The sequence below is a fragment of the Roseateles sp. P5_E1 genome, from assembly GCF_054049335.1.
Genome location: NZ_JBFUMN010000038.1, coordinates 1 through 24,678, shown reverse-complemented (window position 1 = coordinate 24,678; position 24,678 = coordinate 1). Strand labels below are relative to the sequence as shown.

General features: G+C 67.1%; 18 protein-coding genes. 6 read left to right on the top strand and 12 right to left on the bottom strand.

All coding sequences use genetic code 11. The features are described from left to right. Window position 1: 1 nt before the first annotated feature. From ACXJKJ_RS22170 to ACXJKJ_RS22150, 5 genes are all read right to left on the bottom strand, one after another. Window positions 2-343, bottom strand: a complete 342-nt coding sequence (locus ACXJKJ_RS22170) for a low molecular weight protein tyrosine phosphatase family protein (protein WP_457392483.1) — start codon at window positions 341-343, stop codon at window positions 2-4. Beyond that, the gene (locus ACXJKJ_RS22165; protein ID WP_457392480.1) at window positions 340-1,728 is read right to left on the bottom strand and encodes a TolC family protein; all 1,389 of its coding nucleotides are present in this window, start codon (window positions 1,726-1,728) and stop codon (window positions 340-342) included. The genes ACXJKJ_RS22170 and ACXJKJ_RS22165 overlap by 4 nt, the downstream gene beginning before the upstream one ends. Before the next feature lie 170 nt (window positions 1,729-1,898). Continuing rightward, window positions 1,899-3,914, bottom strand: a complete 2,016-nt coding sequence (locus ACXJKJ_RS22160; RefSeq protein WP_457392477.1) for an ATP-binding cassette domain-containing protein — start codon at window positions 3,912-3,914, stop codon at window positions 1,899-1,901. 627 nt (window positions 3,915-4,541) lie between these two features. Beyond that, window positions 4,542-5,693: an efflux RND transporter periplasmic adaptor subunit gene (locus ACXJKJ_RS22155; RefSeq protein WP_457392474.1), complete on the bottom strand. Its 1,152-nt coding sequence runs from the start codon at window positions 5,691-5,693 to the stop codon at window positions 4,542-4,544. Window positions 5,694-5,869: 176 nt separating this feature from the next. Continuing rightward, a complete protein-coding gene (locus ACXJKJ_RS22150) occupies window positions 5,870-7,777 on the bottom strand; it encodes a glucokinase (protein ID WP_457392472.1) in 1,908 nt (635 codons plus the stop codon). Window positions 7,778-8,128: 351 nt separating this feature from the next. Between ACXJKJ_RS22150 and glk the strand changes: the two genes are divergently transcribed. The 6 genes from glk (at window position 8,129) to ACXJKJ_RS22120 (ending at window position 15,872) form a co-directional block, all read left to right on the top strand. After that, entirely contained in the window at window positions 8,129-9,121 is a 993-nt protein-coding gene (gene glk / locus ACXJKJ_RS22145; RefSeq protein WP_056201784.1) for a glucokinase, read from the top strand. A gap of 457 nt (window positions 9,122-9,578) precedes the next feature. Beyond that, entirely contained in the window at window positions 9,579-12,368 is a 2,790-nt protein-coding gene (locus tag ACXJKJ_RS22140; protein ID WP_457392469.1) for a TonB-dependent receptor, read from the top strand. Between the two features lie 221 nt (window positions 12,369-12,589). Then, window positions 12,590-13,882, top strand: a complete 1,293-nt coding sequence (locus tag ACXJKJ_RS22135; protein ID WP_457392467.1) for an alpha-amylase family glycosyl hydrolase — start codon at window positions 12,590-12,592, stop codon at window positions 13,880-13,882. Beyond that, on the top strand, window positions 13,879-14,625 hold the full coding sequence (locus ACXJKJ_RS22130) for a sugar nucleotide-binding protein (protein WP_457326331.1): 747 nt from the start codon (window positions 13,879-13,881) through the stop codon (window positions 14,623-14,625). Before ACXJKJ_RS22135 ends, ACXJKJ_RS22130 begins: the two co-directional genes overlap by 4 nt. Further along, on the top strand, window positions 14,618-15,001 hold the full coding sequence (locus tag ACXJKJ_RS22125; protein WP_457392464.1) for a RidA family protein: 384 nt from the start codon (window positions 14,618-14,620) through the stop codon (window positions 14,999-15,001). Before ACXJKJ_RS22130 ends, ACXJKJ_RS22125 begins: the two co-directional genes overlap by 8 nt. Before the next feature lie 31 nt (window positions 15,002-15,032). Continuing rightward, window positions 15,033-15,872, top strand: a complete 840-nt coding sequence (locus ACXJKJ_RS22120) for a PA4780 family RIO1-like protein kinase (protein WP_457392462.1) — start codon at window positions 15,033-15,035, stop codon at window positions 15,870-15,872. Window positions 15,873-16,102: 230 nt separating this feature from the next. Here the strand turns inward: ACXJKJ_RS22120 and ACXJKJ_RS22115 are convergent, their stop codons facing one another. The 7 genes from ACXJKJ_RS22115 to ACXJKJ_RS22085 form a co-directional block, all read right to left on the bottom strand. Then, a complete protein-coding gene (locus ACXJKJ_RS22115) occupies window positions 16,103-17,179 on the bottom strand; it encodes a hypothetical protein (RefSeq protein ID WP_457392460.1) in 1,077 nt (358 codons plus the stop codon). Continuing rightward, the gene (locus ACXJKJ_RS22110; protein ID WP_457392458.1) at window positions 17,161-18,039 is read right to left on the bottom strand and encodes an aldo/keto reductase; all 879 of its coding nucleotides are present in this window, start codon (window positions 18,037-18,039) and stop codon (window positions 17,161-17,163) included. Before ACXJKJ_RS22110 ends, ACXJKJ_RS22115 begins: the two co-directional genes overlap by 19 nt. Then, window positions 18,036-20,408, bottom strand: coding sequence for a glycoside hydrolase family 13 protein (locus ACXJKJ_RS22105; protein ID WP_457392456.1), 2,373 nt, complete (start codon window positions 20,406-20,408; stop codon window positions 18,036-18,038). The genes ACXJKJ_RS22110 and ACXJKJ_RS22105 overlap by 4 nt, the downstream gene beginning before the upstream one ends. Before the next feature lie 5 nt (window positions 20,409-20,413). Next, window positions 20,414-21,304: a maltose ABC transporter permease MalG gene (gene malG, locus ACXJKJ_RS22100; RefSeq protein WP_056201809.1), complete on the bottom strand. Its 891-nt coding sequence runs from the start codon at window positions 21,302-21,304 to the stop codon at window positions 20,414-20,416. A 278-nt stretch (window positions 21,305-21,582) separates the two neighbouring features. Next, window positions 21,583-23,154 carry a maltose ABC transporter permease MalF gene (gene malF / locus ACXJKJ_RS22095; RefSeq protein WP_457392454.1) on the bottom strand — a complete coding sequence of 524 codons (1,572 nt, stop codon included), beginning with the start codon at window positions 23,152-23,154 and terminating at the stop codon, window positions 21,583-21,585. Window positions 23,155-23,159: 5 nt separating this feature from the next. Next, window positions 23,160-24,401, bottom strand: coding sequence for a maltose/maltodextrin ABC transporter substrate-binding protein MalE (malE, locus tag ACXJKJ_RS22090; RefSeq protein ID WP_457352939.1), 1,242 nt, complete (start codon window positions 24,399-24,401; stop codon window positions 23,160-23,162). After that, on the bottom strand, window positions 24,398-24,678 hold a 281-nt coding region (locus ACXJKJ_RS22085; RefSeq protein ID WP_457392451.1), incomplete at its 5' end, for a TOBE domain-containing protein. The genes ACXJKJ_RS22085 and malE, both read right to left, overlap by 4 nt.

Sequence of the window (24,678 nt, the reverse complement as noted above, 5' to 3'; positions counted from 1 at the left end):
GTCAGCCTAGCCGAAGCAGCGGGGGCACAGCTGTCTGCAACAGTTCGATCAGTTCGGGGTCCATGAAGCGGTAGTCGTCCGGGATGTCCAGCACATGCAGTTCCTTGCCCGCCAGCGATGCGGCGTGGTCCTGCATGAGGCGCGACCGGTGCTTGCTTTCCATGACGAGGATGACGTCGGCCCACTCGAGGTCGGCAGCGCTGACCTGCTTGCGCGCGCTGGCGCTGGTGCCGGCCGAGCGCACGTGCAGGGCTGGGTGGCGGCGGAACACCTGCTCGGCCGTCGGGCTGCGCCACTGGTTGCGGCTGCAGATGAAGAGGACCTTGAGCCTGTCTGGGCTCATGCGCCGCCAAGGGACTTGAACAGGGCCGCCTGCCTGACCCATTGCTGCAGCCGCAGCCGGATGCGTCCCTGCTCGGCGTCGAGCACGGCGCTGCGCGTCTGCAGCCAGTCGGCGCGGGCCACGGCGCCCACCTCGTAGCGCAGCGCGGCCAGGCGCTCGTTCTCGGTCGCCTCGCGCAGCCGGCCTTCGTTGGCGGCAAGCTGCTGGGCCACGCGCTCGGCCTCGATGCGCTGGGTCTCGATGTCGGCCAGCGCGCGTTGCAGCGTGTCGCGCAGGGCGAGCGCGGCCGCGTCGAGTTCGGTGCGGGCGCCGTCGCGCTGCAGGGCCAGGCGCTGCCAGTCGATCATCRGCACGATGAGGTTGGTGCCGAGAGACGCCAGCGGCTGCGACAACCAGTCGCGTGCATGGCTGCCCCCCGTACTGAGACCCGCCGAGAAGGACAGGCGCGGGTAGCGGTCGGCCTCGCTGACGCGCAACCGCGCCAGGGACGCATCCACACCGAAGCGGGCCTTCTGCACATCCGGGCGGCGCGCGAGCACCTCGGCGGGCTCGGCCAGGCGCCAGCGTGGCGGCTCACCCGCCGGCAGCGCAGCCTCGGGCGAGGGGCCGGGCAGGGGCTCGTCGAGCAGCAAGGCCAGGATCTGGCGCTGCAGCTGCGCGTCGGCGGCGAGGTCGGCCAGGCGCGACTCGGCGGCCTGCAGGTTGACGGCAATCTTGTCGACCTCGATCGGCAGCAGCTTGCCTTCACGAACGCGGGATCGCGTCAGCTCCAGCGTCTCGCGGGTCAGCGCGAGCTGGGTCTCGGCCAGCGGCTTTTGTGCGCGGATGGCGGCCAGCGTCCAGTAGGCCTCGGCCACCTGGCTGCGGATGGACAGGCGGGCGGCGTCGATGTCGGTGCGGGTGGCCTCGGCATTGGCGCGCTGGGCGGCCGTGCTCTGGGCCAGGCGGTCCCACAGGTCGAGTTCGTAGCCGACGCCGATGGACGCGCCGTAGCTGCGGCTCCAGCCGGTCGAGGTCGTTACGGGAATCGTCACGCCGCCGACCTCGACGTTGCGCGTGCTGCTCTGCGTCTCGATCGGGCGGCTGGCATTGGCCGACAGGCTGGCGCTCGGAGACCAGCGCAGCGCGCTCTGCTCGGCCAGCAGTTGCGCTTGCTTCCAGCTCAGCGCGGCGCGGGCGATGTCACGGTTGGCTTCCAGTGCGCGGGCCTGCAGCGCGGCGAGCTGGGGGTCCAGCAGGCCGGCCCAGTCGGGCGCCGCGTCGCCGCTGCCCAGGCTCCAGGCCGTGGGCACCGGTACGTCAGGTGCCTTGGCCGCGGGGCCGAGCGCGCAGCCGGCAAGCAGCAGGGCGGCGGCCAGGACGATCAGGGTCTGTCTCGTTTTCATATCAGTTGTCCATTCGCCTCGCGTCGCATACGTCGTGAATCTGGCGGGACGAGCGACGGGCCGCTCCCTAGCCGGCCCGCTCTGGCGATGTGCTTGCGGCTTGATGCCGCAAGCATCGCCGTCCCCTCGGGGGACCGGCCAAGGTTCTCCTTGGACGAGGGGCTCCATTTCTACTCCCGTGCCAGCGCGTCGACCGGGCTGAGAGCCGCCGCACGGCGCGCGGGCAGCGTGCCAAACACCAGGCCTACGCCGCTGGACACCGCAAAGGCCACGCCGAGTGCCGCCCAGCTGATGACCACATGCAGATGCTGCTGGGCCGCGTTGACGGCCTGGGCCGCCAGCCAGCTCAGGCAGACACCCACAAGGCCGCCCAGGATGCACAGCACGACGGCCTCGATGAGGAACTGCAGCCGCACATCGCCCTGGCGCGCGCCAACGGCCATGCGGATGCCGATCTCGCGGGTGCGCTCGGACACTGACACCAGCATGATGTTCATGACGCCCACGCCGCCCACCAGCAGCGAGATGGCCGCGACGCCAGCGAACAGCGCCGCCATCGCGCTGGTCACGCTCTGGAACTTGCGGAACTCCTCTTCGCCGTTCCAGGTGCCGAAGTCCTCGCGGCCGTGCAGGGCCTTGAGGCGGTGGATGATCTGCTCGCGCACCTGCTGGGGCGGCACGGTCAGGTCCAGCAGCACGTCGAAGTTGTCGACGTCGGCGCGCGCGTCCAGCTTGCGCGAGAAGGTGGTGTGCGGGATGTAGAGCTGGCCCAGCCAGCTGCCAAAGCTGAAGGCGCCGCCCTCAGGGGCGACGACGCCGACGACGGTGAAGGGCAGGGCGGCGGTGGGCGGTGGTGGCGCACCCGGTTGCTGGGCGGCCTGGGCGTCAGGCGCCATGCCGGGGTTGACGAAGACGAGCTGGCCCAGTGGCGACTCGCCTTTCTTGAACAGCGCGTCGCGCGATTTTTCGTCGAGGACGACGACCTGGCTGCGCGTCTCGAAGTCCATCGCGCTGAGGTAGCGGCCCTGCACGAGCTTGAGCTTGCGTGCCTTCAGCGTGGCCGTGTCGCCACCGATGGCCTCCAGCATCGCGTCGCGCGACTGGTGTCGCGCGGTCAGCTGCATCTGGCGGTTCAGCGTGATGCTCTTGACGCCATTGAGCGCGCGTAGCGAGTCGATCTCGTGTGGCCGGAAGGGCTGGGGCACGGCCCCGGGTGGCAGGGCGGGGTTGCCGCGCCAGACGGGGATGCGGCCGGAGATCAGGCTGCTGAGGTCGGTCTCGATGGAGTCCCGTGCGGCGGTGGTCAGCGCGACGATGCTGACGACGGAGGCGATGCCGATGCTGATGCCCAGCATGGACAGGGCCGTGCGCAGCCGGTTGCCCTTGAGCGCCAGCAGGGCCGTCGCGACGGCCTCGCGCCATTGCACCTGGAGGCGGCGCAGGCGGCCGCCTTCCTTCACCGGTGGCGCATCGCTGGGCAGTTCGGTGGGCGCGATGTGGCCGGCCGGCGTGCCGTTGTCGGCAACGACCTTGCCGTCCTTCAGCTCGATGACGCGCCGCGCATGGGCGGCCACGGCGGCGTCGTGGGTGACGAGGATGATGGTGTGGCCGCGCTGGTTCAGCTCTTCGAGCAGGCGCAGCATCTCGGCGCCGGATGCCGAGTCCAGTGCGCCGGTGGGTTCGTCGGCCAGGATGATCTGGCCACCGTTCATCAGCGCCCGGGCGATGGACACGCGCTGCTGCTGGCCGCCCGAGAGTTCATTGGGCCGGTGGTGCAGGCGGTCGCCCAGGCCCAGCCGCTCCAGCAGCGTCCGAGCCCGCCCGCCGCGCGCGCCGGTGCCGACGCCCGCATAGACGGCGGGCAGGGCGGCGTTGGCGCGCGCGTCCAGGTGGGGCAGCAGGTGGTAGCGCTGGAAGATGAAGCCGAAGCGTTCGCGGCGCAGGGCGGCGAGCTCGTCGGGGCCGAGGGTGCTGGCGTCCTTGCCGTCGATGACGAAGCTGCCGCTGGTGGGGTTGTCGAGGCAACCGAGCACGTTCATCAGCGTGCTCTTGCCCGAGCCGGACTGACCCATGATGGCAACGAATTCGCCGGCCTCGATGTTGAGGCTGACGCCGTCGAGGGCGGGGACGTCGATTTCGCCGAGTTGGTAGTGGCGGGCGACGTTGTTGAGTTCGATCAGAGGCATTTAGAAGCCTCCGGCTGAGGTGTGTTTTTGGCCAGGCCCATGCCGGGAGTTCGCCCCGGCGGGCGACCTTCTTTTTGAGCGACCAAAAAGAAGGCAAAAAGTCGCCCCCGAACCGCCCGGCCCTCAGCTGCGCAGCGGGCTGCCCTGCGGTGCACGGACTTCAAGCCCGCGCGCCGAACTCGCGCCGCTACGCTCTGCTCAAACAAGCGTCGCGAGTCAGAAGTTGAAGCGTGCTTCGCACGCGGGCTTGAAGTCCTGCGCTCCTCGGCGGGCTCAGAGGGGGGGTGAATGAACAGCCCGATGACGGCGGGATTTCGGGTTTGGCTGTTGCGGCTGTTCGGGGCCTCCCCTTCTAAACCGCCGAGAAGCACAGAAGACCGAGGCGCGCGCTTGCGCGCTTCAAGAACTGACTCCGCGCAACTGTTTGACCAGAGCGTAGCGGCGGGAGTTTTGCGCGGGCCTCGGTCTTCGAGCATCGCAGGGCACCCGGCTTCGCCGGGCGGTTTTGCAGGGGCGATTTCTTTGCTTACTTTCTTGTTCGCACAAGAAAGTGAGTCGGCCGCCGGGACGAAATCCCGGCTGGACCTTGGCGTCAGACCACCGCCGGCCAAAGCAACGAAACCCATGTCAGCTGCTTGCCGCGCTCGCAGGAGCGGACGCCGCATCCGCCGCACTTGGTGGCGCCAGCAGCACCTTCTCGCCGGCCTTCAGGCCGTCCAGCACCTGCACCTTGGCGCCATCCTGCAAGCCCACCTTGACCTGCCGCGGCGTCTGCTTGTTGGCTGCGTCCAGCACCTGCACCGTGAAGCGCCCGTCCTTGCCGCGTTCACCCAGCGCGACGATGGGCATGGCCAGCACCTGCCTGGCCGAGCCCGTCTCGATGTCGACCTGCACCGTCATGTCGCTGAACAGCGCCCGCTCGCGGTTGTCCACCTCGAACAGCACGTTGTAGAACACCGCATTGCCCGCGCGCTCCGGCACGGGCTGGATGACGCGCACCTTGCCCTCGTAGCGCTTGCCTTCGCCCGACAGCGTGGTGAAGCGCGCCGTCTGGCCGACCTTGATGGCCTGGATGTCGGCCTCGGGCACCTTGGTGCGCACGGTGATGGTGTCCAGATCGGCCAGCGTCAGGATGACGGGCGTGATCTGCACCGAGATCAGCGTCTGGCCCACCTGCACGGGCAGGTTGACGACGGTGCCATTCATGGGCGCGGTGATGCGCGTGTAGGAGAGGCTGACCTTCTTCTTGTCCAGCTCGGCCTGCAGGCGCGTGAGGTTGGCGGCCTGGCCACGCAGATCGGCTTCGATCTTGGCGATGTCGATCTCGGCCTTCTCGGCTTCGTTGCCCGAGGTGGCCTGGCCAGCCAGCAGGCGCTGCTGGCGCTTGAGTTCGCGGCGGGCGGCTTCGGCGTCGACGCGGCGGCTGTCGATAGACGCGCTGGCCTGGGCCACGGCGGCTTCGGCTTGCGCCACGTCGCTGCGCGCCAGCTCGGGGTCGAGGCTGACGAGCAGGTCGCCCTTCTTGACTTGCTGGCCCAGCTCGATGTGGATGGTCTGGACCTGGCCGCTGACCTGGGCGCCGACGTCGACGCGGGTCTTGGCCTGAAGCACGCCGGCGGCCTGCACGGTCTGGGTCACGTCAGCCAGGGCGACGACGCCGCTGGGCGGTGGCGGCGGCGGCGGCGGCGTGCGGGTGAACCACCAAGTGGCCCCGCCAGCGGCGAGCACGGCGATGACGATCAGGCGCACGCGCCAGCGTTTCAGAAAAGAAGCTTTCATGTCCCTCCCAGGACGATGGGGTCTTATTCGCCCCTTCCGGCCGGCATTGGCGTGATGGGTCGGCTAGCGTAGCAGTCGAACGGAGCCTGGCGGCCCCACTGACGCATCGTCGTGAATGAAGCGCCGCTTGGCAAAAGTCATGTGGGGTCAGGGCTTGAGTACTTCAAGCCGTGCACTCAGCGGCTGTGCGAGGTCAGCCGGGCCAGCGGCGAGGCCATGCTCACTCCCGGCGCCGCCGTGCTGGCGCCGCGTGCAGTCTTGCCGTCGTCGTCCTCGCCGCCGACGGTCAGCGCGGCGATGCTGTCGGGGCTGCGGCGCATCGCCACGCCCACGGCGAGGATGTCGATGACCAGCAGGTGCAGGATGCGGCTGACCATCGGCAGGTGGGTGGCGATGTCCTCGATGTGGTCGACGATCAGCGTCGCATCTGCCTTCTTGGCCAGCGGGCTCTGGCTGGCCGTGATGGCCACGACCTTGGCGCCGCGTTCCTGCGCCTTCTCGACGACGGACAGCAGCTCGGGCAGGCGGCCGCCGCTGCTGATGACGACGGCCACGTCGCCTTCGCGCAGCACATCGGCGGCCAGCAGTTGCAAGCGCGGGTCGGTGTAGGCGCCGCAGGGCATGCCAAAGCGCAGGAACTTGAACTGCGCGTCCTGCGCGACGACGCCGTAATGGCCGAGCGCAAAGAACTCGATGCGGTGGGCCGACAACAGCATGTCGATGGCGCGGTCGATGGTGTCGCGGTTCAGGTGGCTGCGCACCTGCAGGATGGCGCTGGCGGTGTTGCCCAGCACCTTGGCGCCCAGCTCCAGCATGGAGTCGTTGGTGTTGACCTGGGTGTGCGTCACCGGCACCGTGCCCGTCAGGCCGGAAGCCAGGCGCAGCTTGAAGTCGGACAGGCCCTCGCAACCCAGCGAGCGGCAGAAGCGGATGACGGTGGGCTGGCTGACGCCAGCGGCGCGGGCAATCTCGGCGATGGGGTCGTTCAGCACGGAGCGTGGTTGGGCCAGCACCAGGTCGGCCACGCGCAGCTCGGCGGGTGACAGCTCGCTGCGCGCACGGCGGATCTGGCCGAGGATGGCCGAGCCGGGCGAGGCCTGCAGGTTGCGCAGCTGGTTCTCGAGGATGGCCGACGCGCCCTTGAAGGTGGCGTGCTCGGCTGTGATGACGAAGGTCGGGATGGCCGACACGTAGTCGCGGAAGCGCCCCTTGTCCTCGAAGCGCTCGCGAAACGGGCTGCGGTCGAAGTACTCGCCCAGGCGCGGCACGATGCCGCCGCCGATATAGATGCCGCCCAGCGAACCCAGCGTGACGGCCAGGTTGGCCGCGCAGGTGCCAAGCAGGCCGCAGAAGACTTCCAGTGTTTCCAGGCAGAGCGCGTCGCCATCCTCCAGCGCGCGCTGGGTGATGGCAGGCGCCTGCAGCGGCTCGGTGGCCACGCCGTTGCGGTCGGCCAGGGCCTTGTAGATCAGCTCCAGGCCGGGGCCGGAGATCAGGCGCTCATAGGAGACGTGGTCGAGCGTCTTCCAGGCGAACTTCAGGATGTCCATCTCGCGCTCATCACGCGGGCCGAAGTTGACGTGGCCACCCTCGGTGCCGAGCGCAATCCAGCCTTCCCCGGCCGGGATCAGCCCCGACACGCCCAGGCCCGTACCCGCGCCCAGCAGGCCGATGACGCTGGGTCGGCGCGCCTGGCCGCCACCGACCTGGTGCACGTCGACCTCGGCCAGCCGGGGCAGGGCCATGGCCAGGGCGGTGAAGTCGTTGACGACGACGAGGGTGTCCAGGCCCAGGCGCTGGCGCATCTCGTCGATGGAGAACTGCCAGTGGTAGTTGGTCATGCGCACCCGATCGCCTTCGACCGGGTTGGCGATGGCGATGGCTGCATGCGCGATTTGCTGTGCGCCGCCGTCCTGCCAGCTCAGGCCTTGCAGATAAGCGCGCACGGCGGCGTGGAAGTCGGCGTGGTCGGCGCAGCGCAGCGAGGCCATCTGCGTGAACTCACCTGGGCCGATTTCCAGCGCGAAACGGGCATAGGTGCCGCCAATATCGGCAAGCAGGCGGGGGCTGTCGAAACGGGGCATGGGCGCTGAAGGAAACCTGAGGAAAGACGGGCGATTATCAGCAGGCGCGCAGGCGACCTGCCTTGGACCCTTTCGGGGGCGATTCCTGGTGTGGAAGCTCAAACGGGTTGTAGCTTCACTACAGATCCTCGGCAATCGAGTTTCCCCAGGGCGATGGCTGGCTTGCCGGGAGTTGAAAGCGGTTTCTCATTCGAGATTTGATTCCAAGGGCGAGTATGTATTGTCGATTTGATGTAGTTTTGCTACCGTCCGCCGCGACCGTCATTTCACCCTTTTCAGCCCTGTGTTTGCCACTGTCCGACTCCTGAATATCCGCTGCCTTGCGCCCCTCCTTGTTTCAGGAGTTCCTGTATGAGTGCCGCCTACCCCTGGTTGGTGGCCGACGTCGGCGGCACCAATGCGCGTTTCGGCACCGTTGCCGGCCCCGGCGCCGCAGTGGAAGACGTGCGGGTGCTGTCGGTGGCGGGCCATGCGGGCCCGGCGGCCGCTGTCCGCGCTTATCTGCAGGGGCAGCCCGCCGGCAAGGCCAAGCCGCAAAGTGCGGCCTTTGCGCTCGCGACGGCGCTGGACGGCGATCACATCGAGCTGACCAACGGTGCCTGGAGCTTCTCGCGCGCCGGCACGCAGGCCGAACTGGGCCTGAAGACGCTGCTCTGCCTGAATGATTTCGAGGCCCAGGCGCTGTCGCTGCCGCGGCTGCGGGCCGACCAGCTGCGCGCCTGGGGTGCGCCCCCGCCGGCGACAGGTGATGTGGCTGTGGGCACGGTCATGGCTGTCATCGGCCCGGGTACTGGCCTGGGCGTGGGCGGCGTCGTGCGCGCACCCGGTCGCTGGCTGGCGCTGCCGGGTGAGGGTGGGCACGCAACGCTGGCGCCGGCGGACGATTTTGAGAGTGCCGTGCTGAGCCAGGCGCGCCGCGAGTTCCCGCATGTGTCGGCCGAGCGCTTCCTGTCGGGCATCGGCCTGCCGGTGCTGTGCCGCGCCGTCGCGGCCGCGCTCGGCGAGGGCGAAGACGTCAGCTCGCTGCCGACCGAGCAGATCGTCGCCCGGGGCCTGGCCGGTGAATCGACTGCTTGCGTGCGCACGCTGGATCTCTTCTGCGCCATGCTGGGTGGTTTCGCCGGCAGCGTCGCGCTGACGCTGGGTTCGCGCGGCGGCGTCTTCATCGGCGGCGGCATCGTGCCGCGCCTGGGTGAGCGCTTCTTCCAGTCGGAGTTCCGCGCCCGTTTCGAGGCCAAGGGGCGCTTCCAGCCCTTCCTGGCGGGCATCCCCACGGCCCTCATCACCGACACGCTGGCCGCATTGTCCGGCGCCGCCCTGGCGCTGGAGCAGGCCGACGCCTGACACGGCGCGCGCGGTCTGCGCGCGCCGTCTTCTCACACGCGATCTTTGGCACCACGCCGCCGCCGCGCGGCCGGTGTGGCTTCGCCTTGCGTGCTCTCGCCTTGCATGACCGCCCCCTTGCGCCTTGCGTCGCCCGGACGCGATCGGTCACGCCGGCAGACCTGTTGTTAACCCCTAAGTTGATGCTGTAGTTGCGCTACAAGTTTTGACTTCTTGCGTAGTTGTTCGCTCTGATGTTTCGTCGGCAGTGTCAATTCCATGCTGGTTTACCCGCGGTTTTTGACTGAAATCGGGTCGTTTCTTCGCAACGTCTAGGGTTTACGCAGATGCTGGAAAAAATCTAGTTTTGATACAAACCTGCTCGAGACGTTGGGTTCTCGCCCACGAGACGCGCGCCGGTGGCCCCGGAGGCGGACTTCGGGCCAAGCCGTTTTCCAATGAACTAGAGGAGACATTCATGACCATGAGCCAAGACAAGTGCGGGTCGGGCACCGCGGCGTCGTTCCGCATCAGTCCGATTGCCATCGGCTGCACATTGCTGATCGCCGCCGCAGGCGCACAAGCGCAGACCCAGCAACTCGAAACGGTGACCGTCACCGGCATCCGCAGAGGCATCGAGGCATCGATCTCGGTCAAGAAGAACGCCGACAACATCGTTGAGTCGGTCTCGGCCGAAGACATCGGCAAGCTGCCCGACATCAGCATCGCCGAGTCCATCGGCCGCCTGCCGGGCCTTTCCGCCCAGCGCGTGGCGGGTCGCGCCCAGGTCATCAGCGTGCGCGGCCTGTCGCCCGATTTCGCCACCTCGCTGCTCAATGGCCGTGAGCTGGTGAGCACCGGCGACAACCGCTCGGTCGAGTTCGATCAGTACCCCTCCGAGCTGCTGGCCGGCGTGAGCGTCTACAAGACGCCGGACGGCGGCCTGGTCGGCCAGGGCCTGTCCGGCACCATCGACATGCAGACCGTGCGCCCATTGAACTTCGGCAGTCGCGTGATGGCCGTCAACGTGCGCGGTCAGAGGAATTCGCTGGGCGGTGCCGCCGGTTCCAAGGGCACGGGCAACCGCGTCAGCGCCAGCTACATCGACCAGTTCGCCGACCGCACCGTCGGTCTGGTGCTGGGCTATGCCCACCAGGAAACCCCGATCCAGGAAGAGCAGGTCGGCCTGTACGAGCCCTGGCAGTCGCTGGGCGCCGGCTGGCGTCCGGGCGTGGCGGCAGGTACGTTCTATTCCGATGGCATCAAGGCCCTGCGCCGCACTGGGGTGACCAAGCGCGACGCCTTCATGGCGACCGCCGAGTTCCGCCCGAACAAGGGCTTCACCAGCGTGGTGGACTACTACCACACCAGGGCCACGCAGGAGGACACCGCSAACCAGTTCGAAGTCMAYMTCGGCGGCTACAACGGCGGTTACAACCCGGGCCTGAACATCGCTTCCCCGGTGGTGAACGGCAACAACACCTTCGTCGGCGGCAGCGCCAGCGGCCTGTACCCGCTGGTGCGTGGCATGTACAACGACCGCAGGGACACCATCGATGCCTTCGGCTGGAACAACAAGCTCAAGCTGGCCGGCGGCGGCACGCTGACGGCGGATGTGAGCTACTCCAAGGCTGACCGCAAGGAAACCAATCTCGAGAACAACACGCAGTTGCTGCCCACCGGCGCAACCGCACCGCTGGACACCCTGAAGCTGAATTTCGCCACGTCCAGTTTCCCGACGCTGACCCCCACGCTGAACTACTCCGACCCGACCAAGCTGTTCCTGCGCGGCACGATCTACGGCTCGGGCTACGGCAAGCGTCCCAGCGTTGAGGACGAACTCAAGTCGTTCAAGCTGGCTGGCAACTTCCCGCTGCCGGATTCGATCAAGGGCTTCTTCCAGGACGTGGACCTGGGTGTCAACTACGCCGACCGCTCCAAGAAGAAGCGCCAGCCCGAGGGCAACATCAACGTCGGCTCGCAGGGTGACACCGCCATTGCCAGCGACCTGCAGTACGCCCCCGTGGACCTGAGCTTTGCGGGCCTGGGCAGCATCCCGGCCTGGAACGTGCCGGGCGCCGTGTCGCGCTACATGACGTTCAACCCCAGCGAGACCAGCGCGGCCTATCTGATCCCCAAGGCCTGGAACGTGTACGAGAAGGCCACCACCGGCTTCATCAAGGGCAACATCGACACCGAGTGGGGCGGCATCCCCATGCGCGGCAACGTGGGCCTGCAAGTCATTCGCGTGGATCAGTCGTCCACGTCGAATTATTGGGACAGCAACGCGCCCGCCGGCAGCAATGTCAAGACCAACAGCGACGGCAAGGTGCGCACCGACGTGCTGCCAAGCATGAACCTGGCTTTCTCGCTGGCCGATGACCAGACCCTGCGCGTGGCCCTGGCCCGCCAGATGGCCCGCCCGCGCGTGGACCAGCTCCGCTCGGGCATCGAGTTCGGCGTCGACAACTCGACCGGCAAGCCCGGCGCCAGCGGCGGCAACCCCAAGGCCGATCCGTGGATCGCCAATGCCTTCGACGTGTCCTATGAGAAGTACTTCGGCACCAAGGCCTATATCGCCGCGGCGGGCTTCTACAAGGACTTGAAGAGCTACATCTACACCCAGAAACAGGACGGCTACGACTTCACGGACTTCGTCAAAAGCTACACGCCGCCGAACACGTGCACGACGCCTGCCGGCCCCAATCAGCCTTGTCCCGCCGCGCTGCCCACGGGTACGTTCACGGCGCCGTTCAACGGCAAGGGCGGGAAGCTGTCTGGTGTCGAGCTCTCGGCCTCGCTGCCGCTGAGCCTCGTCTCCGACACCTTCAAGGGCTTTGGCATCCAGGCCAGCGCCAGCTTCACCCACAGCAGCATCAAGATACAGGATCCGGAGAGTGCGAGCAGCGTGGGTGGCGGCGACATCGCGCTGCCCGGCCTGTCCAAGCGGGTCTACAACCTGACGGCCTACTACGAGGCCAATGGGTTCGAGGCCCGCGTGAGCCAGCGCCGCCGCTCGGACTTCATTGGTGAAATCGGCAACTTCAACGGCTCACGTACCCTGCGCTACGTTGTTGGCGAGAAGATCACCGACCTCCAACTGGGCTACTCCTTCAACGAGGGCGCCTTCAAGGGTCTGGGGCTGCTGTTCCAGGTCAACAACCTGACCAACGAGGCTTACCAAACCTACGCCGGCACCAAGGATCGCCCGTTGGAGTACATCCGCTGGGGGCGCACCTTCCTGCTGGGGGCGAACTACAAGTTCTGATGCTTCGGTGTTGAATGAGGCCCGGCCGTGCGCCGGGCTTTTTCGTTTGGGGGCCCTCATCGGCCCGGTCGGGAGACGGGCGATGATTCAGGGGACACATGACGCACAAGCTGGAGAGAAGCTCGACCTCTGTCGCACGCATGGACGCATCTTCCGTTTCAGCGGCGCCACCGCTTGCCACTTGCCCGCGATCACGCAGCACGTCCCTCATCTAGACCGCCATGCCCAACCGCCGCACCGTACTGACCGCCGCCACCTCACTCGCCCTGCCCGCCATGAGTGCCTCTGCCGCCGCCTCCGTCGAGATGCCCCATCTGCCCTGGACCCGCCAGGCCGTCATCTACCAGATCAACGTTCGCCAGTTCTCGCCCGAAGGCACGTTCAAGGCCGTGCAGTCGGACCTGCAGCGGCTGAAAAGGCTGGGCGTGGACATCCTGTGGCTGATGCCCATCCAGCCCATCGGCAAGCTCAACCGCAAGGGGACGCTGGGCAGCTACTACTCGATCAGCGACTACACGGCCGTGAACCCCGAGTTCGGCACGCTGGCCGATGCCAAGGCGCTGGTCGCTGCGGCGCACAAGCTGGGGTTCAAGGTCATCCTCGACTGGGTGGCCAACCACACGGCCTGGGACCACCCCTGGGCTACGGCACACAAGGATTGGTACAAGCTCAACGGCAAGGGTGAGATCCACGCCGTCACTTTCAACGAAGGCCAGCCGGGCGAGGAGCACTGGGACGATGTCGTCGCGCTGAACTACAAGAGCCCGGGCTTGCGCGCCGCAATGATCGACGCGATGAAGTTCTGGGTGCGAGAAACCGGCATCGATGGCTTCCGCTGCGATGTGGCCAGCCTGGTGCCGACCGACTTCTGGGTGCGTGTGCGCAAGGAGCTGGACGCGGTCAAGCCGATGTTCATGCTGGCCGAGTCCGACGCCATCGACCTGCACACCAGCGGCGCCTTCGACATGACCTATTCCTGGGACCTGGCCGACCAGGTGTTCAAGAGTATCGGCAAGGGCGAGGCGGGCGCCCCACTGTTGAAGGAGTGGCTGGCCAAGCAACCGGCGGGCTTTCCCGCCCATGCCTACCGCATGCGCTTCACGAGCAATCACGACTTCAACTCCTGGCACGGCACCGACGCCGATCTCTACGGCGACGCCTACCCCGCACTGGCGGTACTGACGTTCACGCTGCCCGGCATGCCGCTGGTCTACAACGGCCAGGAGTCGCGGTTGACCAAGAAGCTGGAGTTCTTCGAGAAGGACGCCATCGACTGGAAGACCTATGAGCTGAGCGACTTCTACGCCAGCCTCGCTGCGCTCAAGCACCAACATCCGGCGCTGGCCGCCGGCCAGTACGGCGCGCCGGTGAAGCTGCTGGACAGCCCGCCCGACATCGTCGCCTTCGAGCGCCGCCTGGACCAGGACCTGGTACGCGTGGCTGTCAACCTGTCGAAGATGGAACAGCTCTGGCAGGGCCACAAGCTGCGCCCATGGGGGTGGCAGTTGTCATGAGAATCCTCATCACTGGCCTGAACGGCACGTTGGCGCCACGCTTGGCCGAGGCGGCCCGCGCAGCCGGGCATCAGGTCATCGGCTGGGACCGCACCGCGGTGAACCTCGACGATGAGAAGCTGTCAGCCGCCTGGCTTTCCGCGCAGTCGGTGGACGCGATCGCCCACCTGGGCATGGCTTCGGCGCGCTTCGCGGGCTGGCTGGCGTCGCGCTGTCCGAACTTCCTGTTTACCAGCACGGTCATGGTCTTCGACCACGAGCCCGACGGCCCGCATGACGTGGCCGACGCGCGCAACGCCAAGGACGAATACGGCCGCTACAAGGCCGAGTGCGAAGACGCCGTGTTGCTGGCCAATGAGAGGCCCGTCATCGCCCGCATCGGCTGGCAGATCGACGCGACCCGGCCTGGCAACAACATGCTGATGACGCTGGATGAATGGCAAAAGCGCGATGGCCATGTGGCCGCAAGCCGAGCATGGACGCCGGCCTGCTCCTTCATGACCGACACGGCCGCCGCGCTGCTGGCGTTGATCGAACGGCCGCTGCCCGGTGTGCACCACCTGGACAGCAATTCCGAGGAGGGCTGGCGCTTTGATGAGGTGGCGCGCGCACTCGCGATCGAGTTCGGCCGCGACTGGCAAGTCCAGGCGGACGAGGGCTACCGGCATGACCAGCGCCTCATCGGCGGCGTCAGCCGCTTGCCACCGCTTTCGGCGCGCTTGCCTGGGCTCACCCGTGATTGAGCGCTGGCCCATCAACGGCAAGGGCCGCAGCCGCACGGTGGCTCATGGGGGTTTTGGCGGCCTGGTCTGGACGGTGGCCAACGCGACCGACTTCTCGGCCGGCTTTGAAGAACAGGTGCGTCAAAGCCTGCAGATGCTCGAAGCGCATCTGCAGGAAGCCGGCTCGGCGCGCACCCACCTGCTGTCGCTGCAGGTCATCCTCACCGACATCGCCAACCGGGATGCTTTCGACCTGCAATGGCAGGCATGGATCGGGCCGCATCCCGAACATTGGCCGCAGCGGGCCTGCTTCCAATCTGGCCTGGCGCCGGGGTTGTTGATCGAACTGGTGGTCGTCGCGGCGCCTGTTTCGGCGGGGCACAAGCTGGGCTCCTGAGCCCAGGCCTGCCCGCATCGACAATGGCGCCATGAAACCACCCGCCCGCCTGCAGGCACTGATTGATGAAGGCCTGATCGACAGCGTCGTTAGGCAACTGAAGAGCGGCAAGGAAGCCGATGTCTACGTCGTGCGCTGCGGCGATGACACCTGTGCCGCCAAGGTCTACAAGGAGGCCAACAAGCGGGGCTTCCGCCAGGCCGTCGACTACACCGAGAACCGCAAGGTCCGCAACAGCCGGCAGGCGCGCGCGATGGCCAAGCGCACGACCTTCGGCCGTCAGCAGCAGGAGGCGGYGTGGCAGAGCGCCGAGGTCGACGCGCTCTACCGCCTGGCTGCGGCCGGCGTGCGGGTGCCGCGGCCCGACAACTTCCATGATGGCGTGCTGCTGATGGAACTGGTGGCCGATGAGTTCGGCGACGCTGCACCGCGGCTCAATGACCTGAGCTTCAGCGCGGCCGAGGCGCGCCAGCACCACGACACGCTGATCGGCGAGGTGGTGCGCATGCTCTGCGCGGGTGTCATCCATGGCGACCTGTCCGAGTTCAACGTGCTGCTGGCCGCCGATGGCCCGGTCATCATCGACCTGCCGCAGGCCGTGGACGCCGCCGGCAACAACCATGCGCCGCGCATGCTCATACGCGACGTGAACAACCTGCGCAACTTCTTCGGCCAGCACGCGCCGGACTTGCTGGCCACGCAGTACGGCCCCGAGATCTGGTCGCTCTACGCTGCCGGTTTGCTGGTGCCCGGCATGCCGCTGACGGGCCGCTACGAGCACAAGCGCGGCGAGGTGGACCTGTCGGGCGTGTTGCGCGAGATCGAGGATGCGCGCCTGGAAGAGGCAGCGCGCGTTCTTCGCATGAGCTAGGTTTCGCCCGGCTGCAGCTACAGCTCGCGCCGCTGGCCTGCAGCACGGCGCCGTAGAACTCGCGATGCAGACGCTGGAAGATGCCGTCGGTGATCCCCGCCTCCAGGCGGGTCTTCAGCTCGGCGGCCAGGCCGGGGCGACTCGGGCTGACGAAGAGATAGGCCGCCGCGGGGTAGTGCAGCATCAGGTTGGGCGCGATGGCCAGTCCCGCCGAGGTGACGGGGTTGACCCTAGAGCTGGTGGCGCTCGGCTTCGAGTTGTTGTTCGCGCAGCTGGTGCAGCAAAGCCGCGTCGTCCAGGGCTGCATCTTGCTGCGCCAATGCGCCGCAGCTGCGCAGGGTGTGGCCGTGCTCGCGCAGCGCCTGCTGCAGCCACTGGGCACGCCTGAGGGTGCGCGGCGTGCAGGAGCGGCCGCGCAGGTCGTCTTCGAGATCGCTGCGGTGGGCGCGCCAGGCGTCGGCCAGGTAGAGCCGACCCGGCGCGTGGACCAGTTCGTGGCGCCAGCGAACGGCCAGCCCACGGTAGTGACCGATGACGCGCCCGGTGGCGCCGCGGCAGGCCAGGCGCTCGGCCAGGCCCTCATAGGCCTGCGCTGCCAGCCGCTTGAAACCCAGGAAATGGGACAGGGCGTCGCCATCGCTGCCCGCATCGAGCAAGGCGCCGAACAGGTGGCGGCTTTCGATGCGTTCGGCGAGGTGGTATTGGGGGCGGTTGTGGCCATCGCCGGCGCTGTTGAACTGTGTCAGCGGGTCGAAGCGGTAGCAGTAGCCGAAGTCGTAGAGCCAGACGCGTTCGCCGTCGTCCAGCAGATTGCCGGCGCTGTAGTCCCACTCGAAGAAGCCGTGCTCGATCAGCGCGCAGCCGGCTTCGAGCAGCGTGCGCGCCTGGCGCTCGTCGAGCACGCCCGGGGGGCGGCCGGCAATCCAGGGCGATACGACGAGGCCATCGCGTAGCGAGCCGTAGGCGGGCGCGACGACGCCCGGCAAGGCCAGCCCGGCCAGCTCGGCGTGGCGCTGCAGCTCGTTCAGGAAGGATGTCTGGCCGTCGGGGTTGCGCACCCGGCATTCGGCGCGGGCGCGCTTGATGGCCCAGCGCTGGCCGGCGTGGTTGAGGCACAGCACCTCGGCGGTCAAGCCGCCGTTGTGCACGGCTTCAACGCCGGGGCTGTCGGCGTTCAGTGCCTTCAGTTGCGCGACCGGCAAGGGCAGCGCGGCCGCATCACCAAAGGCGAACTCGGCACCACTGGAGATGAAAGCCAGGTTGGTTCGCTGGCGTGCTTCGTCCAGCGTCAGATCAGGCCCGGCCATGCATCGCCATGTTGGTCGAAGGCCGCGCGGACGGCGACCACCAGTTCGGCTGGCAGCGGTCCACGCGAGATCGCTTCGATGTTGCGGCGCAGGTTGGCCGGTTTGGCGGTGCCGACGATGGCGCTGGCAACGCCCGTGTGGAAGGCCGCGAAGCGCAGGGCCAGGTCAGCCCAGTCTTCCTTCGCGGGCAGGCTCATGGCCTTGAAGCGGTCCCAGTACTGGCCTTCTGCGAAGTCATCCGGCCGCTGCGCATGGCGCCAGACGGCGCCGGCCAGCGGGCGTTTGGCGATGACGCCGATGCCGGCATGGTCGGCCCGAGCGGCACGCAGGTTCAGATGGGCCTGGTCGCAAATGCTGACCGAGGTCTGCAGGCTGCCAAAGGCGTCACTGGCGATCGCGAAGTCGATCTCGGCGTTGTCACCCGAGTAGGCGGCCACGCGCAGCTTGCCGCTCGCACGGCAGTCGTTCAGCGCGCGCACGACCTCGCCTTGCTCCAGCACATGCAGCGGGCAGGAGTGCAGGTGGACGATGTCGAGCCAGTCGGTCTGCATCAGCTTGAGCGCGCGCTCGACGCCTTGCACGATGCAGTCGTACGTCCAGTCCGGCACGCCTTCGATGCCGTAGCCGACCTTGGTGGACAGCACGAAGTCCGCACGGCGCGTGTTGAGGTGGCGGCCGATCCGCTCCTCGCTGAGGCCGTAGCCGCGGGCGGTGTCGACGAGGTTGATGCCAAGGTCCAGCACATGGTTCAGCAAGGCGCCGGCTTCAGCCTCGGTCGTGCGCTCGTCGTTGATGTGCATCGCACCGAAGCCCAGCGCGGAGACCTTGAGGCCTGTGTGGCCGAGAGGGTTCAGGATCATGGGGTGATGAGGACGCGGCCGAACAGCGGCGGCACGGTGAGTTGAATCCAGCCGTTCTTCACGGTCACGGTGGAGCCGCCCAGTGCGTCGCGCAGTTGGTCGGCCGGGAAGGGCAGGCCAACGCTGACGGTGCGTGGCTTGTCGCTGTTGTTGGTCGCCGTGATGGCCCAGGTCTTGCCGTCCTGGCGCGCCAGCACGACGACGTGGTCGTCGACATGCAGCGGCTCGCTCAAGCGACCGTGGCGCAGCACGGGCAGGTCGTGGCGCAGCTGGGTCAAGCGCTTGAAGTCGGCCAGCAGCGCGTTGTCGGGCTGGCCGCCTTCGTCGGCCCAGGGGTAGGGCGCGCGGTTGTAGGGGTCGTCGCCACCGCCCAAGCCCACTTCGTCGCCGTAGTAGATGGTCGGCGAGCCGGGGTAGGTCATCTGGAAGAAGACGGCGAGGCGCAGGCGCTGCTTGGCCAGCGCCAGATCGCGGTCCTCGCCGAAGTGGTGCAGGGCGCGCGGCTGGTCGTGGGTCGACAACAGGTTCATCAGCGCATAGAAGGACTGCGCCGGATAGGCCTCGCGCATCAGCTCCAGGTTGGCGGCCATCAGCTTGCCGCTCTTGCCGGCGGCGTAGTCCAGCACGGCGTTGCGGAAGATGTAGTTCATCGTCGAGTCGAACATGTCGCCGAGGAAGTACTTCGACGAATCGAACCAGGTCTCGGCGACGGTCAGCGCGTCGGGCTTCTTGGCCTTGACAGCCTGGCGCCATTCGCGCCAGAAGTCGTCGGGCACCCAGGGCGCCACGTCCATGCGCCAGCCGGCCGCGCCGCGGTCCAGCCAGAGGTTGGTCACCGAGTCCTTGTCGCGGTAGGCGTAGGCGCGAAAGGACGGGGCGCTCTTGTCGATCTCCGGCAGATCGGACACGCCGACCCAGCCCTGGAACTGCTTGTTGGGGTCAGTCTCCTCGGGCTTGAACTTGAACCAGCTCGCATACGGCGAGGCGGGGTTGATCTTGCCGCCGTCAAACGCACCGCCCGCGGGGAAATTGGAGAAGCGGTTGAAGTAGGGAGAGTCTGCGCCGACGTGGTTCAGCGAGGTGTCGGGGATGACGCGGATGCCGCGCTTGGCGGCTTCGGCGCACAGGCGAACGAAGTCGTCGTTGCTGCCGAAGGCCGGGTCGATCTGCTTGTAGTCGGCCGCGTCGTACTTGTGGTTGCTGGGCGCGCGGAACACCGGCGTCAGGTAGATGGCGTTGGCCCCCAGGCTCTTGATGTAGTCCAGCTTCTCGATGATGCCGGCGAGGTCGCCACCGAAGAAGTCGTTGTTGTAGAGCTTGTCCGAGCCGTCACCCGTACTCGGCTTGAAGGGCTTCTCGTTCCACTTCTCGTGGCGTTCGACGTCGCGGTCCTGGTAGCGGTCCTGTGGCCGGCCGCCGCCGGGGCGAGGGTCGTTGCCCTTGTCGCCATTGCGGAAGCGCTCGGGGAAGACGTAGTAGTAGACGATGTCCCGGGCCCAGGCCGGCACCTCGAAACCGGGCGCATGGATGGTCTGGCGGTAGCGGCGCACGCGGTTGGTGTTGGACGGCAGGCGCTCGACCGAGGCAGGCCCCATGGAGCCCTTCTCGCGCGTCCAGTAGATGGGGTCCTTGTTGTTCTGCAGCGCGTACTTGCCCTGGGCGGTCTCGATCTCGAACCAGTAGCCGTAGATGCCAGTGGCGTCGAAGCGATAGCTCGCTGTGAAGCCGATGCCCATGCCGCGCGAATGTGGCGTCATGGCGATGCGGGCCACAGATTCGTAGGCGAGCTGCTCCTGGTTACCGGTCATCTGGCGGCGTTCGATGACGAGGGTGGCCTGCTTCAGGCCGGGCACGTCGTTACCGATGCTGAAGCGGATCTCGCTGCCGGCGGGCTGGGCACCGAAAGGCGCCTTGGACTCGGCACTGCGGGAGTCGAAGTGGGTCGTCAGCGCAGCCTTGTCGGTGAGGGGCTTGGGTGGCGTGGGTTTGAAGGTCCTGGGGCCGACGGTAAGCGTGGCGCTGCCGTCGGCGGCAATCGCCAGGCGTAGCGTCTGCTCCCCCTTGAAGTCGCGCTTGAGGTTGCCACCGGCACCGCGAGCCGGGTCGCCCTTGGCGTCGCCGCCAAAGGTGAGGGCGGCCGTCCAGTCCTCATCGGCGAGCTTGAACTCCTGCGGCCCTTTGGCTTTGAGGTTGAGGAAGTAGGCATCGCAGCGGTACTCGAAGGCGTGGTCATCCTGCGCCGCCCAGTTGTTCAGCCCACCGCGCAGATAAAGAGTGGCGTCGCCGAGCGGTGCGGGTTTGCAGTTGGCGGCATGAGCCGCAGGGACGAGCGAAAGCAACGCTGCGCACAGCGCGAATGTCTTCAACATATGGATCAGCCCTTGACGCCGCCAGCAGTCAGGCCGGAGACGATCCAGCGCTGTGCCAGCAGGAAGACCAACGTGATCGGCAGGCCCGACAGCACGGCCGCGGCCGCGAAGTCGCCCCACAGGAAACGCTGGTCGTGCAGGAAGTATTTGGAGCCCACCGCGAGCGTGAGGTTGCCCTCTTCGCGCAGCAGGATGGACGCCACCGGGTACTCGATGATGGTGCCGATGAAAGCCAGCACGAAGACCACCATCAGGATGGGAATCGCCATCGGCAGCAGCACGCGCGAGAAGGCCTGCCAGTGCGTCGCGCCGTCGACCTTGGCGTTCTCCTCGATCTCGACGGGGATGGTCTCGAAGTAACCCTTGATGGTCCACACATGCGTGGCGATGCCGCCCAGGTAGGCGAGCACCAGGCCGGCGTGCGTCTCGATGCCCAGCGCCGGCACATAGGTGCCGATGGTCTCGAAGATGGCGTAGATGGCGACGAGCGCCAGCACCGGCGGGAACATCTGCAGCAGCAGCATGCCGTTGAGCACCGGCTTGTCGAAGCGGAACTTCATGCGCGCGAAGGCGTAGGCGGCGCTGGTGGAGATGGCGACGATGAGGAAGGCCGAGATGGTGGCGATCTTGATCGAGTTCCACAGCCAGGTCAGCACGGGGAAGGGCGGCTGCACGAGGCTGCCGTCGGCGGCCTGGTAGGGGATGCCCAAAGCGAGCTTCCAATGCTCCAGGCTGATCTCGGTCGGGATCAGGCTGCCGGTGGCGAAGTTGCCGGGGCGCAGCGAGATGGACACGACGGCCAGCAGCGGGAAGATGGTGGTGGCGATGAAGAGCCACATCACCGCGTGGCCGGCGAGGGTGCGCCAGCGGGCTTGTTTGCCGAGGACGATGGCCATGGTTCAGAACTCCGAATGTCTTTCTGGATGGGTCGGGATCGGCCCGGGTGAGCGGTCTGCTCCGTGTCCCCCGCCCGCTGCGCGGTCTCCTCCTTTACCTGCGCAGCCCGCCCACCCGGCCCGATCCAACACCAGCGGTTTCCTTCGCTGAAGAAACCCACTGGGTCCAGTTGCCGAGTGCGGCGGGCGAGGGACGAAGGTAAAGGAGGAGGTCGCGTAGCGGCCGGGGGACACGTAGTCCCTCGTCTGCCGCGCTTGGCAACCCATCGATGCCAGCATCATTTTTGTGCCTTGGCGCTCATGCGAAGGTTGATCAGCGACAGCGCCGCCACGAGGAAGAAGATCAGCGTCGAGATCGCCGCAGCCAGGCCGAAGTCGGAGCCCGAGTCCTTGAAAGCGATGCGGTAGGTGTAGCTGACGAGGATGTCGGTCTGGCCCGCGGGCAGCTTGGTGGACAGGAAGTCCGGCCGGCCGTCGGTCAGCAGCGCGATCAGCACGAAGTTGTTGAAGTTGAAGGCGAAGGCACTGACCAGCAGCGGCGCCAGCGGCTTGATGATCAGCGGCGCAGTGATCTTGAGGAAGTTGGTCGCGGGGCTGGCGCCGGCCAGCGCCGAGGCTTCGTACAGGTCCGCGGGAATCGCCTTCAGCAGCCCAGAGCACAGGATCATGATGTAGGGATAGCCCAGCCACACGTTGACGATCAGCAGCATGGTCTTGGCCAGCAGCGGGTCGGCAAACCAGGCCGGCTTGACGCCGATCAGTGCGTTCAGGATGGCATTGATCTCGCCGAAGTTCTGGTTGAACAGGCCCTTGAAGACGAGGATGGAAATGAAGCCCGGCACCGCATACGGCAGGAAGAGCAGGGTGCGGTAGGTGGTGCGGTACTTCATGCCCTCCCAGTTCAGCAGCACGGCGAAGAGCATGCCGATGGCGGTTGAGAAGACGACGGTCAGCGCAGAGAAGATGACCGTCCAGCTGAAGATGGACAGGAAGGGGCCGCGGAACTCGGCGTCGAACAGCATGCGCGTGTAGTTCGCCATGCCGATGAAGGCCTTGAAGCCGGGCTGCAGCGTCTCGCCAGCTGCCGTCTGGAAGAAGCCCGTGTCGCGGTTCGCCTTGAACACGGCACCGTCGGCGGAGCGTGTCAGGCTGCCGTCGGCATTCGTCGTCCACATCGGCTTGACGGGGCCGAACTCGCGCAGGCCGAGGTAGTGCAGCTCGGTCTTGTCGGGCGCAACGAGCACGAGCTTGGCGAGCGCGTCGCGGTGCTTGATCAGCTCGGGCAAGGGCAGGGCGGCGTCTGTCGGTGCGGACGTGGCGTCCGCCGCGGCCAGGTCCACGCGGATTTCCTTGCCCGCGCGCAGCGCCAGCGGTGGCGACATCCACTGCGGGTTGGCTTCGCCCTCGGTTTTCAGCACGAGGCGATATTCGGCGCCGCTGGCATGCAGGCTGTAGCTCAGCACCCGGTCTTCCACTGCGTCATGCTGCTCCAGCAGGTACTCGCGCACGCGGCTTTCGCTGAGCAGGTGGATGCTGGAGTAGTTCGTCAGGCCGATCTGCGCCGTGTAGACGAGCGGAAAGGCAATGAACACCAGCATGCCGGCCACGCCGGGGAACAAGTAGCGCCAGGCAAAGCCGCCGCGGCTCAGGTAGACATAGAAGCCGGCCGTGAACAGCAGCAGCACGCCGGCGGCCCAAGCGGCCTGGCCGGTCGTGTAGATCAGGAAGACGAGATACAGCGCGGCAACCATGCCGGCGATGGCGAGCGGCCAGTGCAGCCACTTGGACAGCTTCTCGGTCAGCGAGGGCGGCAGCGTCGTGTAGGCGCCTTGGCCGAGGGATGAGGACAAGGCGTTCATTTGTTCAGCAGCATCCGTGCGGCGGCGCCGTCGAGCGCGTCCTTCGGTGATTGCAGTCCGTTGGTGATGGCTTCGAGCGCCGCGTCCATCGCGGTCCAGAAGCGGCCGACCTCGGGGATGTTGGGGATGGGCGCGCCGTTGCGCGCATTGGTCATGCTGGCTGCGATCAGCGGGTTGACTGACAGCTCGGCGTAGAAGGCCTTGTTGGCCGGCACGCCGATGGGCACGTCGGCATCCAGCACCTTCAGCGCTTCGGGGCGCATCAGGTGGTTCTCGATGAACTCCTTGGCGATGTCCTTGTTCTTGCTGGGCGCCGAGATCATGCAGCCCAGCACGCCGACAAAGCTCTTGCTCGGCTTGCCGGCGATGACGGCCGGGATGCCTGCCACACCGATGTCGATCTTGGCGCGCCTGGCGTTGTCCCAGGCCCAGGGGCCGGAGATCATCATGGCCACCTCGCCACGGGCAAAGGCGGACTCCATCTCGGAGTAGCGCGCGCCCTTGGGCATGTGGCCGCCCTTGATGAGGCGCTCGATCATCTGGGCACCAGCCAGGGCGCCTTCGTTGTTGACGTCCACCTTCTTGGGATCGAAATCACCCTGGATATCACGGCCGAAGATGACGCCACCCGCGCCGGCAATCATGGGCCAGCTGAAGAAGCTCTTGTTGTAGTCCCACAGCACGGCGTGCTTGCCGCTGGCCTGGAGCTTCTTGTCCAGTGCAATCAGTTCGTCCCAGGTCGCAGGCGGCGTGGGCACCAGGGCCTTGTTGTAGATCAGGCCCGTGGTCTCGATGGCGATGGGGTAGCCCCAGATGCGGCCCCGGTAGCTCAGCGCATTCCAGGCCTGTTCCTCGGACTCGGCCTTCAGCTTGGCGGAGGGGCGCAGCGGCGTCAGCAGGCCGGCCTTGGCCCATTCGCCGACACGGTCGTGAGGCCAGCAGAAGATATCCGGGCCCTTGCCGGCGCCGGCGGCCTGCTGGAACTTGTCGGTCGCATCGACCGGGTGCTCGACGACGACCTTGACGCCCGAGGCCTTCTCGAAGGCATCGCCGACCTTCTGCAGGCCGTTGTAGGCCTTGTCGCCATTGATCCAGACCAGGAGCTTGGGTGTGTCCGCCGACGCCGCCGAAATGCCGCCACAGAGGCACAGAGACACAGTGAAACGCGAAAGGGCTTTCAGAGCTTTCTTCTCTGTGCCTCTGTGCCTCTGTGGCTGTGTTTTCTTCACAGCCGTCATGCCTGCAGCTCCGGCGCAGCCAGCCGGCGCAAGGCCAGACCGTTGGCGTCGAACACGTACAAGGCTTCAGCCGGCAGATGCAGGTCCAGATCCTGGCCGCTGCGCAGGCGGTCGCAGCCGTTGCGGCCTTCGAACTGGCAGGTCAGCGGCTCTTCGAGGCCGGGGTAGGGACAGTAGGCGAAGGTGATGCCGCCGAGGGATTCGACGAAGGCGACGGTGCTGTACACCAGGTTGTTCTCGCCACCTTGACGGATGTGCTCCGGCCGCACGCCGAGAG

Coding starts and splice junctions, on each gene's coding strand:
- ACXJKJ_RS22170 (WP_457392483.1), bottom strand. CDS start 343: ATGAGCCCAGACAGGCTCAAGGTCCTCTTCATCTGCAGCCGCAACCAG.
- ACXJKJ_RS22160 (WP_457392477.1), bottom strand. CDS start 3,914: ATGCCTCTGATCGAACTCAACAACGTCGCCCGCCACTACCAACTCGGC.
- ACXJKJ_RS22155 (WP_457392474.1), bottom strand. CDS start 5,693: ATGAAAGCTTCTTTTCTGAAACGCTGGCGCGTGCGCCTGATCGTCATC.
- ACXJKJ_RS22150 (WP_457392472.1), bottom strand. CDS start 7,777: ATGCCCCGTTTCGACAGCCCCCGCCTGCTTGCCGATATTGGCGGCACC.
- glk (WP_056201784.1), top strand. CDS start 8,129: ATGAGTGCCGCCTACCCCTGGTTGGTGGCCGACGTCGGCGGCACCAAT.
- ACXJKJ_RS22135 (WP_457392467.1), top strand. CDS start 12,590: ATGCCCAACCGCCGCACCGTACTGACCGCCGCCACCTCACTCGCCCTG.
- ACXJKJ_RS22130 (WP_457326331.1), top strand. CDS start 13,879: ATGAGAATCCTCATCACTGGCCTGAACGGCACGTTGGCGCCACGCTTG.
- ACXJKJ_RS22115 (WP_457392460.1), bottom strand. CDS start 17,179: ATGGCCGGGCCTGATCTGACGCTGGACGAAGCACGCCAGCGAACCAAC.
- ACXJKJ_RS22110 (WP_457392458.1), bottom strand. CDS start 18,039: ATGATCCTGAACCCTCTCGGCCACACAGGCCTCAAGGTCTCCGCGCTG.
- ACXJKJ_RS22105 (WP_457392456.1), bottom strand. CDS start 20,408: ATGTTGAAGACATTCGCGCTGTGCGCAGCGTTGCTTTCGCTCGTCCCT.
- malG (WP_056201809.1), bottom strand. CDS start 21,304: ATGGCCATCGTCCTCGGCAAACAAGCCCGCTGGCGCACCCTCGCCGGC.
- malE (WP_457352939.1), bottom strand. CDS start 24,401: ATGACGGCTGTGAAGAAAACACAGCCACAGAGGCACAGAGGCACAGAG.